11 protein-coding genes are annotated in these 15,332 nt (G+C 64.8%); 8 read left to right on the plus strand and 3 right to left on the minus strand.

The window, feature by feature from the left end; all coding sequences use genetic code 11:
- Positions 1 to 363 (plus strand): LGFP repeat-containing protein (locus tag AC50X9_RS07920; protein ID WP_494892153.1); only part of this gene is annotated, 363 nt, incomplete at its 5' end.
- 904 nt (positions 364 to 1,267) lie between these two features.
- Here the strand turns inward: AC50X9_RS07920 and galE are convergent.
- Positions 1,268 to 2,311, minus strand: a complete 1,044-nt coding sequence (gene galE, locus AC50X9_RS07925) for a UDP-glucose 4-epimerase GalE (RefSeq protein WP_494892155.1) — start codon at positions 2,309 to 2,311, stop codon at positions 1,268 to 1,270.
- A 176-nt stretch (positions 2,312 to 2,487) separates the two neighbouring features.
- On the opposite strand from galE, the gene AC50X9_RS07930 reads away from it, so the two are divergent.
- Entirely contained in the window at positions 2,488 to 4,572 is a 2,085-nt protein-coding gene (locus tag AC50X9_RS07930) for an acyltransferase family protein (RefSeq protein ID WP_494892157.1), read from the plus strand.
- 486 nt (positions 4,573 to 5,058) lie between these two features.
- Complete coding sequence (locus AC50X9_RS07935) at positions 5,059 to 7,152, plus strand: GH25 family lysozyme (RefSeq protein ID WP_494892159.1); 2,094 nt, start codon at positions 5,059 to 5,061, stop codon at positions 7,150 to 7,152.
- Positions 7,153 to 7,232: 80 nt separating this feature from the next.
- Here the strand turns inward: AC50X9_RS07935 and AC50X9_RS07940 are convergent, their stop codons facing one another.
- Positions 7,233 to 7,595 (minus strand): DUF2304 domain-containing protein, encoded by a 363-nt coding sequence (locus AC50X9_RS07940; RefSeq protein WP_476911487.1) that lies wholly within the window; start codon positions 7,593 to 7,595, stop codon positions 7,233 to 7,235.
- 14 nt (positions 7,596 to 7,609) lie between these two features.
- Positions 7,610 to 8,293, minus strand: a complete 684-nt coding sequence (locus tag AC50X9_RS07945) for a glycosyltransferase family 2 protein (protein WP_476911486.1) — start codon at positions 8,291 to 8,293, stop codon at positions 7,610 to 7,612.
- A 133-nt stretch (positions 8,294 to 8,426) separates the two neighbouring features.
- Between AC50X9_RS07945 and AC50X9_RS07950 the strand changes: the two genes are divergently transcribed.
- Genes AC50X9_RS07950 through AC50X9_RS07970 form a run of 5 tightly spaced genes read left to right on the plus strand, consistent with a single transcriptional unit; the run spans position 8,427 to position 15,197 of the window.
- The gene (locus tag AC50X9_RS07950; protein WP_494892162.1) at positions 8,427 to 9,572 is read left to right on the plus strand and encodes a glycosyltransferase family 4 protein; all 1,146 of its coding nucleotides are present in this window, start codon (positions 8,427 to 8,429) and stop codon (positions 9,570 to 9,572) included.
- Between the two features lie 2 nt (positions 9,573 to 9,574).
- On the plus strand, positions 9,575 to 10,759 hold the full coding sequence (locus tag AC50X9_RS07955) for a hypothetical protein (protein ID WP_494892164.1): 1,185 nt from the start codon (positions 9,575 to 9,577) through the stop codon (positions 10,757 to 10,759).
- Positions 10,760 to 10,815: 56 nt separating this feature from the next.
- A complete protein-coding gene (wecB, locus tag AC50X9_RS07960; protein ID WP_494892166.1) occupies positions 10,816 to 11,997 on the plus strand; it encodes a non-hydrolyzing UDP-N-acetylglucosamine 2-epimerase in 1,182 nt (393 codons plus the stop codon).
- On the plus strand, positions 11,994 to 13,109 hold the full coding sequence (locus AC50X9_RS07965) for a glycosyltransferase family 4 protein (protein ID WP_494892170.1): 1,116 nt from the start codon (positions 11,994 to 11,996) through the stop codon (positions 13,107 to 13,109). Before wecB ends, AC50X9_RS07965 begins: the two co-directional genes overlap by 4 nt.
- A gap of 48 nt (positions 13,110 to 13,157) precedes the next feature.
- On the plus strand, positions 13,158 to 15,197 hold the full coding sequence (locus tag AC50X9_RS07970; RefSeq protein ID WP_494892174.1) for a DUF6541 family protein: 2,040 nt from the start codon (positions 13,158 to 13,160) through the stop codon (positions 15,195 to 15,197).
- Positions 15,198 to 15,332 lie beyond the last annotated feature (135 nt).

Here is a 15,332-nt window from a genome sequence, read left to right on the forward strand (position 1 = left end):
CAGGCCTTCCAAGGCGGCGCCATCTACTGGACACCCTCCACCGGAGCCCAGCCAAGCCTGTACGGACCCATCCGGTCCGCCTGGGCAGCGCAAGGATTCGAAAGCGGCAAGCTCGGCTACCCCACCACCGACGAGCTCAACTACCCCAATGGCGGCCTGGCCCAGGCCTTCCAAGGCGGCGCCATCTACTGGACACCCTCCACCGGAGCCCAGCCAAGCCTGTACGGACCCATCCGGTCCGCCTGGGCAGCGCAAGGATTCGAAAACGGCAAGCTCGGNAACTACCCCAACGGCGGCCTGGCCCAGGCCTTCCAAGGCGGCGCCATCTACTGGACACCAGCTGGCGGCACGGTCGTCAAATAGTGGCGTCGAGGTGGGACCTCTGGGAGAGGCATCGGGTCGGAGTGAGGTTGAAGATGCTGGTGGCAGCGTCAGTCGCCGCCCCGGTAGGCTCAATCAGGGCTCGTGGTCCTTTCCCATGTTGAATGCTTAGCCTGAATCCACCGGTCCGCTGGGGAGGGTAGCCTGAATCCGTTTCCGGCGGTTTGCAGGCTGCGGGCGTGGCTGATTTCCCGGCCTCGCTGCCCTTGAGCGTTCCAATGCAGGTCCTGGTCGCGCTTGTGGCTGGGTTGATGGTGGCCAGGCTGTCTTGGGTAGCGGCTAGATGGTGTCGAAGCGTTTTCCAGAGGGTTGATGGGGCGGTGGAGAATGATCTGCCGGGCCGAGGACGCGACACGGGCAGCAATGTTGGTGAGTTGATCCACCGACTCGCGGTTGATACTGGATGATTGTCGGTCCAGTTGCGGATTCTTTACTCGGGGCATCACATTTGGCATTCGACTCCGCCGGGCGTGTACCGCCGCGTGGTTTGTGGGTCACCCGTCCGGAGTTTTTCTCGTACCCACAAGACGTAAGAGGTGCACGCCGCAAGGCTCACGCCGTCGAGCAGGAGTCCTCCTCCGCGCACCCGATTTGCCGGGCCGCCTTCGCCACCGAGGCTGACGCTGAGAGGCCGGACGCATGCCCGACTGTATCAAGCGTTGACTTCACCGCCACGGGCCCAGGGGTGAAGTTTGTTGTCGACGACGTCATCTATTGGCGGCCGAGGGTCAAGTCCATTTAGGTCACGTGCCCCAGTACGTCCTTGAGGCAACGCAATAGCGGATAAAGCTCAACGAACCAGGGCATTCGGGCAAGGAAATCGGCGGTGCTTGCGGATAAGTGCCAGGCAGGGGCCCGGCCGGAGGGCGGGCCGGCGCTGGGAACGTTAGTCGCTCGTAGCTCCTACCGTCACGGCTTCCGCGGCGTAGCCCCGCGGGTTGCTGCTTTGCCAGCGCCAGTGGTCCTTGCACATCTGCGCCAGGTTGCGGTGCGCGGACCAGCCAAGGTCGGCCAGCGCGGCTGAGGCGTCGGCGTAGCTGACCGCAGCGTCGCCGGGGCGGCGAGGCGCAAATTCGTAAGGCACCGGGCGGCCGGCGGCCTTCCCGAAAGCCTCAATGACCTCCAGCACCGAGGAGCCGCGGCCGGTACCGAGGTTCCAGCGGAACACGCCGGCCTTGCCGCTGAGGTAGCCCAGTGCGGCCAGGTGTCCGGCGGCCAGGTCCATCACGTGGATGTAGTCGCGCACGCCGGTGCCGTCCGGCGTCGGGTAGTCGTTGCCGAACACCATGACCTTTTCGCGGCGACCCACCGCCACCTGGGCCACGAACGGGAGCAAGTTGTTGGGGATACCGCTGGGGTCCTCTCCGATCAGGCCGGACTCGTGGGCACCCACCGGGTTGAAGTAGCGCAGCAGTGCGATGCTCCAGCGCGGGTCGGCGGCACCAAGGTCGGAGAGGATGTCCTCGATCTGTTCTTTGGTCCGGCCGTAGGGGTTGGTGGCATCCAGCGGGGCTTTTTCGATGAGCGGGACTTCCTCCGAAGCGCCGTAGACGGTGGCAGAGGAACTGAAGACCAGCCTGCGAACGCCGGCTGCGTCCATGCTGTGGAGCAGGTTCAGGGTTCCCACCACATTGTTCCGGTAGTACCAGAGCGGCTTCTCCACCGACTCCCCCACCGCTTTCAGCCCGGCGAAGTGGATGACGGCCTCAAAGCCGCCCTCGGCGAAGACGGCATCGACGGCGGCGGCATCGAGCAGGTCGACCTCGCGGAAGTCCACCTTTTTGCCGGTGAGCCCCTCCACCCGGCGCAGGGACTCGGGGTTCGAATTCATCAGGTTGTCGAGGACGACAACCTCGTGCCCCTCCTCGAGGAGACAAAGCGTCGTGTGCGATCCGATGTAGCCGGCGCCGCCGGTAACCAATACCTTCATGCGCTCCAGTGTAGGTTGGAAGCGCCTCACGTCGCATTCCGCGCATGTGGCACCGGGCCAGTGATTGTGCCGCCGCGGCGCCCAACAATTACCATGGGAAGAGACGTCCGGAGTTTGGATGCCGGCGGAGCCCTGTGGATTTCGCGCCCGAACTGCCCTGAAACAGGAAGTATTCCATGCCGCCGATCACGGCCGAACGAACGCTCGAACGCCCGCTCGCGCGGCCCACTGCGCCGAAGTCTTCGCTGCGCAACGACATCCAGGGCCTGCGCGCCATCGCCGTTGGCTCGGTGCTGCTCTATCACATGGGGGCGCAGTTCATCCCCGGCGGTTTCGTGGGTGTGGACGTCTTCTTCGTGATTTCCGGCTTCCTGATCTCCGGACTGATCATCCGCGAGCTGCAGCGCACCGGGACCTTCTCCTTCTCCGCCTTCTACGCACGGCGACTCAAGCGGCTCGCGCCCGTCTACCTGCTGGTGCTGCTGGCCTCCGGCACCGCGGTGATGACACTGCTGACGCCGCTGCAGGCAGGCCGCTACGTCAAGGACCTGATCGCCGCGGCGCTCTATGGGGCCAACTTCAACTTCGCGACCCAGACCTCCGGCTACTTTGCCGACCCGGAGCCCTCCCCATTCGTCCACTTCTGGTCTCTGGCGGTGGAGGAACAGTTCTACTTTGTCTGGCCGATCATGCTGTTCCTCGTGCTGCACCGCGCCCGCCGCTCCCGCCACCTGCTCTGGTACCTGCTGGGCGGCGTGTTTGCGGTGTCCCTCGCGTTGAGCATCGTGCTGTCCCACTCGCAGCCCACCAGCTCGTATTATCTCCTGCACACCCGCGCCTGGGAACTGGCCGCGGGCGCGCTGACCTACCTGGTTTCGGCCAAGCTGACGGCATTGAACGCCCGGCTGCGCGGCCTGCTGCTGGGGGTTGGACTTTCCACGATAGTCCTGTCCGCGCTGCTCATCACAAAGTCCATGGAATTCCCAGGCTGGGTGGCGCTCTTCCCGGTGCTCGGCACGGTGGCCATCATCCTCGCCGGCAGCGGCGGGATGATGCCTCCGGGGGCAAACCGGATACTGGGTAACCAGCCGATGCTATTCCTGGGCAATATCTCCTATTCGCTGTACCTGTGGCACTGGCCGCTACTCGTCATCCCGCAGCTGCTCGCCGGCGGACCGCTGCGGCTGCGGGAGAAAGCTGTCCTGGCTGTCGCCGCCGTCGTGCTGGCAACGTTGACCTACTACTTCGTCGAAAAGCCTTTCCAGGCCCTGAACGTCGACCGCCGCAAACGCCTGACCTACGCCATCGCGCTCGGCACGACGGCGGTGCTGGCCGCAGGCTTCGGGGGTTGGGGTCTTGCGCAGCAGCAATCACTGCAGTCCGCCCAGGCACTCAGCAAGCTGACCGTCGCCGCGGACCGCGCTGGCGCCGGGCTCGAGCCCTTTGCCGATCCGCTGGTCGACGCCAGCGGCCGATGGATTCCCCAGGCTACGCTCACCCCCTCGCTGGACACCGTGGACAAGGACCTCACGGACATTTTCACCAACGGGTGCAACAACAACGGCGCGGACTACAACACCACCGGCTGCGAATTCGGCAAGCTGGACTCACCGCGGACAGTCGTTCTCTTCGGCGACTCCCATGCCGGGCACTGGTTCCCGGCCCTGAAGAAAGCCGCCGACGTCGAAGGCTTCCGGCTGGTCACTATCACCAAGTCCGCCTGCCCGTCCGTGCAGCTCCCCATTACCGGCCACCCGGACATCAGTGGTCCCTTCAATTGCCAACAGTTCCAGCAGGCCGGTCTGGACCGGATCCGCGAGATCAAACCGGACCGAGTGGTGATTTCCAATTCGGAACGCAGTTACCGCGACTTCCCCGGCGTCGGTTCCGACTACGACAAGCAGTGGGCGGCCGGCCTCGAGTCCCTCCTGGACGGCCTTCCGGCCGGTTCCGAACCGGTGATCATTGGCGATAACCCGAGCTGGCAGCAAAGCCCGAACTCCTGTGTCTCAAAAAACCTGAAGGACCCTGACCGCTGCGCCGTGAACCGTGCCGACTCTTATAGCGCGGCCCTGCAAACCCTGGAACGCGACGCCGTAGCGTCCCGTGGAGGAACCTTCGTGGACACCGTGGATCTGCTCTGCGACGAGTCTGTGTGCCCGGCCGTGCACAGCAACGTCCTGATGTCCCGCGACGGCAACCACGTGACCACCACAGCCGCCCGCGCCCTCGCTGCCCAAATCGCCTCCGCGCTGCGCTAGAAACGCCACCCGCCGGCTGAGCAGCGCACGCGGCAGCAGGCCCACAGCGCGCCCCCACCCAGGACCTGGTCCCACGGGTACCATTGGCATCTCTAGCAACACCAGCACCTGTGGTGCTATGTTGTGTCCACCATGCGGAGGCTACCGGCGGCTCGCCGGCCCTTATGCGCACCGCGCTTCTCATAACTGGAGGCGGTGAGACGGGAAGCCTACTTCCTCCAGGAGAACAAAATGCTTCGAACCCGGCCCCCTATTTCCCTTCTACGGGGCCGCCCCCGGCTGCCATCGGGAGTCGCGGCCGCCGCGGCAGTTCTCCTCGTTATAGGCTCCGCATCCCCGGTTCTGGCTGCCGGGCCGGCAAGCCTCAGCACTTCGTCCCTGGCCGGCACCACGACATCTGTCCTTGCACCTAGCGACCCGTCCGTCACTTCGGACAGCGAGTTCCTCTCGACCATCGGCCCGAATGGCGCGCGAATGGGGGATGGCGTGCGCAAATACGAAGCCACCACCGCCGCGCCCGGCGCGGCGTCCGCCGACGGCTCCACGACGGCGTCCACGTGGACTCCACCCGGGGTTCAGGGCCTGGATGTCAGCGGCCACCAGCCGGCTGTGAATTGGGGAGCGGAAGTCGGGATGGGTGCCAAGTTCGCCTACGTCAAGGCGACTGAGGGCGACTACTACCTCAGTCCCGCATTCTCATCCCAGTTCAACAACTCCTACAACGCCGGGCTGGTCCGCGGTTCGTACCACTTCGCGATTCCCCACCCGGAGGCGGGGACGGCCGCGGACCAGGCGCGCTACTTTGTCGCCAACGGCGGCGTCTGGTCGGGCGACGGCATGACCCTTCCGCCACTGCTGGACATCGAATACAACCCCTATGTCGGCTCGTACTTTGGCAACACCTGCTACGACCAGACGCCGGCACAGATCGTAGCCTGGACCCGGGAATTCTCCGACACCGTCTATGCACTGACGAAGCGACTTCCCGCGATCTACACCACGACGGACTGGTGGCGCACGTGCACCGGCAACAACGGTGGATTCTCCGGAAACCCTCTGCACATCGCGGCATACGGCGTTCAACAGCCCGGCATCCTGCCCAACGGCTGGATGGGCTACGACATCTGGCAATACAGCAGCACGGGACCGTTCGCCGGCGACTCCAACGTCTGGCGCGGTACGCTCGCACAGCTGCGGTCATTCGCTGGCGGCGTCACTGTCAACACCGGCGGCGGCATCGGCCAGGCCTGGCTCGCAGCCGGAGGCGCCAACGGGGCTTGGGGGCGCGCGACCAGCCTCGAAAGCTGCAACGCCTCGCTGTGCCAGCAGGTTTTCGAGCGGCGGATGGCGTACTGGACAGCCGAGCGAGGGGTCCTGTCCGTTGCAACGTCTGGCGGAATCGGCTCAGTCTGGCGCAGTTCCGGTGCCGCTTCGGGCCGGTTCGGTCTGCCCACCGGCAGCGAAGCCTGCAAGGACAACTACTGCTTCCAGACCTTTGCGACCGGAGACCTGTACTGGTCCGCCGGGACGGGTGTACAGTCCATCTACTCCGGGACGGACAACTCAACCATCGGCGCATACTGGAAGAAGCAGGGCGGCCCCAACAGCAAGTACGGCCTGCCCACCACCGGCGAAGCCTGCGCTGCCAGCTACTGCGCGCAGTATTTTGAGCGCGGGTCGATCTTTTGGACTGCAGCGACCGGCATCCAGCCCGTATTCACCAACGGCGACAGCTCCACGGTGGGCGGGGTCTGGACCAAGCTCGGCGGGGTCAACAGCAAGTACGGGTTCCCGACGTCGGCGGAGAAGTGCTACTCCAACTACTGCGAGCAGCTGTTCCAGCGCGGAAGGGTGCTGTGGAGCGCGGCCGGGGGCACCCAGCCCGTCTTCACCAATGGCGACAACTCCACCATCGGCGGCCTCTGGGTCAAGTCCGGCGCCACCGCGAGCCGTTACGGTTTCCCGATCGGGCCGGAGACCTGCTCCGCAACGTCCTGCCAGCAGCGCTTCCAGTACGGCACCATTGTCTGGAGCGCCTCCGGCGGAATCCAGCCGTTGTTCTACAGCAACGACGACTCCACCATTGCGGCCTACTACACCCTGAACCTCGGCGGCATCGCCGGAAAGTACGGTTTCCCGGTCAGCGCCGAAACCTGCCAGAACAACACTTGTGTGCAGAAATTCCAGTACGGCAACGTGTACTGGAGTGCCGCCGGAGAGATCCAGCCGGTGTGGACTAACGGCTCCACCGCCACAATTGGCGGTTACTACGAATCCTTGGGCGGAACCGCCAGCCCGCTCTCCTACCCCGCCAGCGCCGAGCAGTGCAAGGGCGCCATCTGCTTCCAGCGGTTCCTCTCCGGCTACGTGACCTGGTCCGCGGCCACCGGGCTGCAGACAGTGAACACCACGAAGGAAATCGGCAAAGCCTGGCTCGGCCAGGGCGGCGTCGACGGAGCACTGGGAGTTCCCCGGGACCGCGAGCAATGTTCCGGCACCACGAGTTGCACGCAGAACTTCGTGAATGGAACGATCCGCTGGACCTCGACGGGCGGCATCTCCATCACGAAGAACCCCTGATAGGCCGGGCAACGAAAGAGGCCGGGCCCGGAACCATCGCTGGTTCTGGGCCCGGCCTCTTTGGTTCTGGCAGTCCGCGGCTAGCGGGCTTCCGACTGGGCAGCTACCTCAGGGCGCGGCACTTCGTCGATGGCGATGCGCCGGGCCAGCTTGGTCATCGAGATCTCCATGTGACGGAAACGCTGGTACGTGGTGGACATGAAAACCAGGAAAGAAACGATCGTGCCGTACAGCACGAGGTCCGTTCCGCGGCCGACGCCGAAGAAGGTCGCGACGCTGGACAGCAGGCCCGGGAAGAAAATGGAGAGCACCGCCACGACGGCGAACAGGATAAGCATCATGCGGCGGATGGCAAGGTGGCGGGCGTTCGATCCGCCGCGCATTAGCGCTACGGAGACGATGATCACGGCAAGGACCAGCGCAATCTGGACAACGATCAACATGTCAGGGGCCTTTGCTACTTGAAGAACAGTTCGAAGACGATATTGACGGCGTTTAGCAACGACTGGCCCTTGGCTTTGGAGTAGTCGGTGTAAATGATCTCCACAGGATGCTCCACGTAGCGCGGCTGCATCTTCGCCAACTGGTGCACCAGTTCAGAGGCGTGGGCCATCCGGTTCTGGGTGAGGTGAATTCGTCCGGCAACGGAGGGGCTGATGGCGCGAAGCCCGTTGTGGGCGTCGGTCAGGTCCATGCCCGTAGCCAGGCGTGACTGGATGGCGGCTGTCTTGAGCACCACGCGCTTGGCAGGGGAAAGCTTGGTCCGCTTGTCCAGGAAGCGGGAGCCGAGGACAATTTCGGCCTCGCCGCTGCGGACCCGCTCCACCATCGCCTTGGCGTCCTCGATCCGGTGCTGGCCATCGGCGTCGAATGTCACGATGCAATCGAGATCGGGATCCTGGAGTGCGTATTCAAAACCGGTCTGCAAGGCTGCGCCCTGACCGAGGTTGATCGGGTGCTGGACAACAACGGCGCCGGCCGCCCGCGCAATGTCCTGGGAGCCGTCGGAGCTGCCGTCGTCAATGCAAACAACGTTGGGAAACTCCTTCCGGAGATCCGTTACGACCCCGCCTACGACGGTAGCCTCGTTGTACATCGGAATAACGAACCATGTGCGACTCACAAGAATCCAGTATTCCATATGCCCGGCGGCCGCCCCGCCCGGGCTTCAGGACCCTGCCGGTATAGTGGTCAAACTTAGACCCGGCGCATCGGGCCGTCGCTAAGTGCTGACGACGGCGGTGTGCAGCCCCGAGAGAAAGCCTCCCGTTACAGTGACCGCCCCCGTTCTTCCGGTTCCGGACTCCGCGCACCATATTGCGTTTGTGGTCAACAACTACCTGCCCAGCGTCGGCGGCGTAGAGTTCCACGTCGCTGCGCTGGCCAACCAGCTCGCCAGCCTGGGTGCCCGGGTGACCGTCTTCTGCCTGGACAACGACACCCCGTCGGAGCTGGAAGCTAACCCCCGGATCGTCCGGTTCAAGTGCTCCCCGGCAGTAGGCGGCGTACTCGCCTGGCCGTGGCCGCGGACCTCACGGAAAATCCGGCGGATGCTCGCGGACACATCCGTGACAGCAATCTCGACGCACACGCGGTTCTTCCCGATGTCACTGATCGGCGTCCGGCTCGCCAAGCGGCTGGGAGTACCGGGCATTCACACGGAACACGGGTCCGCGGCAGTCAAGGGCGTCTCCCCCGCGGTGGCCCTGGCCAGCAATCTGGTCGACTGGACCATGGGCCGCCTGGTGCTGCGCGGCGCCAGCCGCGTCCTGTGCATCTCCGAGGGCGCCAGGGAATTCGTCCGCGACCTCGCGGGAGTCAACGGCGAGGTCTTCCACAACGCCATCGACACCGCGGCGTTTACCGGCGCCGGGGCCGACAGCCCGGCGCGGCGGACGCGGCTCGTCTACGTCGGCCGCGTCGTCCCGGGCAAGGGCTGGGATCTCGCCCTCGCGACGGCGGAGCAACTCGCCTCGGACCACCCGGACATGGAACTCCACATTGTCGGCGACGGGATAGACCGTACGGCACTGGCCGCACGCGCCGGGGCCTCCCCGCTGGCGGACCGCGTCGTCATCCATGGCCAGCAGCCGCCCGCGCGGATCGCCGAACTGCTCCGCGGCAGTGTCTTCCTTAACCCCACGACGCTCTCCGAAGGGTTCCAGACCACCCTGCTTGAAGCGGTGGCCGCCGGGGCCGCCGTCGTCAGCACCCCGGTCGGAGCAGCCCGGTACCTCTTGGAGGCCGGAGCGGATGTCCGGCTGGCCGAGGCCTCTGACGCCGGCGCCTGGGCCGACAACGTCCGGTCAGCGCTCGACTCCCCCGCCGCCCCACCGGCGCCGGAACTCGTGGATTCCTTCGACTGGAAACGCCGCGCGGCGGAGTATCTCGCCGTCGTCAACACTGCGCGGAATTCCTGAGGATGGCGCGGCTGCATTTCCTTGGTTCCTCGCTGCTCGGCGCGGTGGGCAGCGCCATGGTGCCCATCTCCGCCCTGCTGCTGTTCTCCACCGCGGACTATGGCGCCTTCTCCGTGCCGTACCTCATCTTTGCGCTCGGCTGGTCGATGGCGCTCTCCGCCGTGTGCGACACGTGGGCCCGCGGCCGCGGGCAGGACCCGGACCACGATGGATGGCACAGCTACTCTGGCGCGCTGTTGATGGGCGCCGGCATCGCCGGCATCGTCACCCTGGCGGTCGCCGCCGTCGTGCTCGGCAATTGGGGCCACGCCCTCGCCGCAGCCGTGGGCGTGGCCGCCAGCATCTACCGGCTCGGGGCGCGGTTCTTCCACTCCGCCAGCCGAGGCCCGCAGGCGGTGCTGGCATCGGACCTCGCAGGCGTCGTCGCCTTTTTTCTGACACTCGGGGCCGCCCTCTTCTACGACCTCGGCGCGCTCACCGGAGTGCTGACCGGGTGGGCTTTGGCCAGCATCGCGTCCTCGCTGCTGTTCCTGCCCTCGCGGCCGCGCCGCGGTTCGGGACTCATCACCTGGGTCCGGCACCGTCGGGCACGCATCGCGCCGTTGCTGGGAGAATCATTGTTGATGGACGCCGGTTCGATCGGCGCCCCGCTCGCCATGGCGCCCTTCCTGGGAACCAGCGGCTTTGGCGCCTACCGCAGCATCTCCAGCGTGGCCATGCCGATCCAGCTGGCACTGGATCCGGTCAGGCCCAACATTTCCCAGATGCCGCCCAAGGTGCTCCTTAGCCGGAACGTCATGTTCGGCGTGCTCGGCATCGCAGCGCTGATGGCGCTGGCCTGCTACGCCGTTCTTGGCGTCGTCCTCCCGCAGCTCGACTTCGTTACCGGCGCCCTCGCCACCCTGTCGGACTACGCTGTGGCTTGCACCATCTACGTTGCCGTCGGATTCGTCGGGCACTTCTACTACATCGTCGCCCGGGGCATCCTTGCGCACGGCAGCCTCGTGAGGGGCAGGGCCATCCAGACGGTTATGCACATCCTGTTCCCCTTCGCCGGGCTCTTCCTCAACGGGCTGGACGGGGCAGTGTGGGGCTTCGTCGCCGCAAACGCCGCTGCCGCCGTGGTGTGGCCGATCTTCCTTCTCCGCCAGCACGGCCGGGTCCCCGACCACGCGGCCGAGGCCTGAGCGGCAGCTTTGGTAAGGTGGCCAGAGTTCCAATGTGATCACCAAAGGGAGTTTTGATGCGTACGCTCATGCCGATCTACGGCACCCGCCCCGAAGCCATTAAGATGGCTCCGATCGTCTCGGCACTCCAGGAGTCCCCGGACTTTGAGTGCGTCGTGACAGTCACCGGGCAGCACCGGCAGATGCTGGACCAGGTCAACGAGCTCTTCGAAATTGTCCCCGACCATGACCTGAACATCATCCAGCCCCGACAATCGCTGACCGGCATCATGACCCGCACGCTCGAAGGCCTGGACAAACTCTTCAGCGAACACAAACCCGACGCCGTGATCGTCCAGGGCGACACCACGACGTCGACTGCCGGCGCCATTGCAGCGTTCTACCACGGCATCCCGGTCATCCACGTTGAGGCAGGCCTGCGCAGCGGTAACTTGTACTCGCCGTTCCCCGAAGAGGCGAACCGGAAAATCACCTCCCAGATCACCTCACTGCACCTGGCCCCCACCTCGGAGAGCAAGAGCAACCTGCTGGCCGAAGGCGTCCCCGAAAAGGACATCGTGGTCACCGGAAATACCGTCATCGATGCCCTGCTGACCACCGTCGGCAAGCAGATCCCTTTTTCCGATCCTGTCCTCCAGGAACTGGCGGACACAGGGCGGCGGATTCTGCTGGTCACCACCCACCGCCGGGAGAACCAGGGTGAAGCCATGCGCGGGGTCGGACGCGCCCTGGCCCGGATCGCCGAGGCCGAGCCGGACCTCACGATCGTGCTGCCGGCGCACAAGAACCCGGCGGTCCGCGAGGCGGTCCTCCCCTTTATCGAGAAGTTCCCGAACGTCATCGTGACGGAGCCCCTCGCCTACGGCGAGTTCACCCGCATGCTGTCCCTTGCCGACGTCGTTCTCACCGACTCCGGCGGAGTCCAGGAAGAAGCGCCCAGCCTCGGCAAGCCGGTCCTTGTCATGCGCGAGAACACCGAACGGCCCGAGGCCGTGCATGCGGGTACCGTTCTCCTGATCGGCACCGACGAGGACCGTATCGTCTCCGAAGTTAACGGCCTGCTGCATGACCGGGCACACTACGACTCCATGGCACACGCCGTGAACCCGTACGGCGACGGCCAGGCCGCGGCGCGCACCCTGGCAGCCATTCAGGCCCTGTTCGGAACGGGAGATCGGCTGCCGGACTTTGCTCCCGCCGTCCCCCAGATTGCAGCCGAGGCTGGCACGAACGGATGACCATTGCTTTTTTGCGTGCCACGCATGTGGCTCCCGATCCGAGGGTCGAAAAGGAAGTCAACAGTGTCCTTAAGGAACACCCGGAAATCCTGATTCTCGGTTGGGACCGCGACGGAGACCTGGCGCGGGACGAGGTCCTGGAATTCGCCAACGGCACGGCAAGGATCCTCCGGTCCGGCATCAAGTCCAGCTACGGCGCGAGCCTCGGCACTTTGCTCGGAATGGCGCTGTTCCAGTTCTTCCTGCTCCGCCAACTGTGGAAGCACCGCAAAGGCATCACTGCCATCCACGCGAGCGACCTCGGAACCGCATTCAGCGGCCTGATCATGGCCAAGATCCTGCGGGTTCCCCTGGTCTATGACATCTACGACTACTTCGTCGACTCGTTTTCCGTTCCCCGGGCAGTCGCGCCCCTCGTCGAAAGCATTGACACTTTCGTGATCAACCGCGCCGATGTGGTGATCATCGTGGGCGAGAACCGCGAATCCCAGCTGTCGAAGGCCAAGCCGAAGCGGCTCGTCGTCATCCACAACTCCCCGCCGGCAACCGATGTGCAGGCGATCCGGACCGGCGACCCGCGCAAGCGGTTTGTCTACGTTGGGATCCTGAGCGAGGGCCGCCTTCTGGCCGAACTCCTCGAACTGTTCTCCCGGCGGCCTGACTGGCACCTGGATATCGGGGGGTTCGGCGGCCTTGAAACCACGGCGCGAAAGTATGCGACGGATTTCGAGAACATCACTTTCCACGGCAAATTGCCCTACGGAGAAACCCTCAAACTTGAGGCCTCGGCTGACTGCCTGCTTGCGGTTTATGACCCGGCCGTGCCGAACCATAAATACTCCTCACCGAACAAGTTCTACGAAGCTTTGATGCTGGGCTTGCCGATTATTGTGGCAAAGGACACAGGCGTGGACCAGCTGGTAAGCGCCCATGAGGTCGGTGTGGTGTGCGATTATTCAGCAGGTTCTTTCGAAGAGGCTGCCGATCGGCTTTTTGCCGACGCTGCTGAACTTACAGCAATTCAGCGACGTGCCCGCACCCTTTTCGAGACCACCTTCAGCTGGGAAATCATGGAGCAACGACTCCTCTCGATCTACCGCTCCATTCTTTAGACCGCGCCCGGAAAGTTGTTCGATGTTGCCTTGCGATGGGGTATGCCCATGATCTACGCCGAATTGGCCCCCCTTGTATTCGCCGCCATTATTGTGCTGATGGTTCCCGGACTTCTGGTTTCCTGGGCCGCCGGAGCGCGGGGCTGGGTGCTGGCAGGATCCGCCGGGCCCGTGAGCGTCTCCGTCATCTCTGGCACCGCGATCCTGACCGGATTCGCCGGGCTGCCCTGGGGCATGGTGGTGGTCCTGGCTGTTTCAGCCGTGCTGGCAGCCCTTATTCTCGTGCTGCGCCGTGTGCTGCCCAGGTCCCTGCGGGAGCACGGCGCCCCGCTAACGGCCGCCGGGTCCGTGCACGGTCGCGCCTCAGGGCACGGGCACCGGTACTGGGCGGACATGCTCATCGCTTGGTTTGTAGTCGTAGTTGTCTTCCTTGTGTTGTTTTGGCGTCTGGGCCAGATTTTCGGCAATATCGAGAACATCTCCCAGACCTTTGACAATGTCTTCCACCTCAACGCGGTGCGCTACATCGTCGATACCGGAAACGCGTCATCTCTGCGGGTCAGCGGATTCACCTCCTCCACCGGAATGGGAGGCTTCTATCCCGCCGCGTGGCACGACGTCGCGTCGCTGACCCAGCAACTGAGCGGCAGCACGGTACCGGCCGCCGTAAACGCCAGCAATGTGGCCATCGCCGCCCTCGTGTGGCCGCTGTCGTGCCTCCTGCTCGCCACAGCCAGCTTCGGCCGGCGTCGGATCGTTGTAGTCGCGGCCGCCGCGTTCTCCGCCGGTCTGGGGTCCTTTCCCTACCTCATGCTGGACTTCGGCGTGCTCTACCCGAACCTCCTGTCGATCGCGCTGCTTCCGGCGGGCATCGGCCTGCTGGCTCTGGCACTGCGGGTTGCCCGCGGCCTGGTGCTGCCAACGGTATCTGCGTGGATCCTGACACTGGGCTCCCTCCCGGGCGTGGCGCTGGCACACCCCAGCACGCTGTTGGCGTTGCTGGCGTGGACGCTCCCGATAGTGGTGGCCGCTGCCGTGGCACTGTTTATGCGCTACCGGAAGCGATCCGACGTATGGCGCGCGTCCGGCGTCGTCCTCGGGCTTGCCATCTACGTAGGAATCCTGGCGATCGCCTGGAAGAATATCCGCCCCGACGAGGCGCAGTCCACTTGGCAGCCCGTACAGGGCCTTGCCCAAGCTTTCGGACAAGCACTCACTTCAGCCCCGCAAGGCCGGCCGATACCCTGGCTGATCTTCGCCATGACGCTGTTCGGCATTTGGGCGATGCTGCGCCAGCGGCGATTCCTCTGGCTGCTGGCGATGTTCGGGATCTCCTGCGTTATGTTCATCGTCGTTTCGGGTTATCCGTTCGGTCCGGTCCGGACTTGGTTCGGCGGAGTCTGGTACAACGACCCGTTCCGTCTTGCCGCCCTCCTGCCGGTGGCGGCCCTGCCGGTCGCAGTCCTGGGCGTCGTCTGGCTGACGGACCTCGCCCATGGCTGGGTCCGTTCCCAACTTGCCGAGGGGAAACTCCCCCGCATGTGGACCGCTTGGGCCACGGGGTCCCGCGTCGCAGTCGCGTCCGCCGCGGCCACAGTCCTCGTCTTCACTGGCCTGCTGGGGCTCTCCCAGGGCGGGACTGTGACGGCATCCGTCGCCTCTGCCGCCGGAAGTTACGCCCTAACACCCTCGGCGCGGCTGGTGGACGCCGACGAAATGATCCTGTTGCGGCGGGCCGCGTCGGAGATCCCGGCCGACAATGTCGTTGTGTCCAGCCCGTGGACCGGCGCCTCCATGGTCTACGCAATTGCGGACCGGAAATCCCTGACGCCTCACATCTTCAGCGAGTTCGGCGCCGACACCAGCACCATTTTGAACCGGCTCAACCAGGCCGGCGAGGATCCCGCAATCTGTGAAGTGGTCCAGAGACTCAAGTCGTATTACGTCTTGGATTTCGGTACCCGCGAGATCCACGGCCACGTCCATACAATGCCAGGACTCGTGGACATGGCAACCGATCCGGACTTCACGCTCGTTGACTCCCAGGGCGACGCAAAATTGTACAAAGTCACGGCCTGCGGCAATTGAGCCACCCCTCGGCGCGGAAATCAACGCAGGTTTAGTGCATCTTCTGCGCTAAGAATTCTCAAGGTATGAAGTTGTGCGCCCGGCTCGTACGAAATTCGGCGGGACAGCCTCTTTGATCGTGTAGCTTCATGGGTG

It is taken from the genome of Pseudarthrobacter sp. HLT1-3, assembly GCF_059383535.1.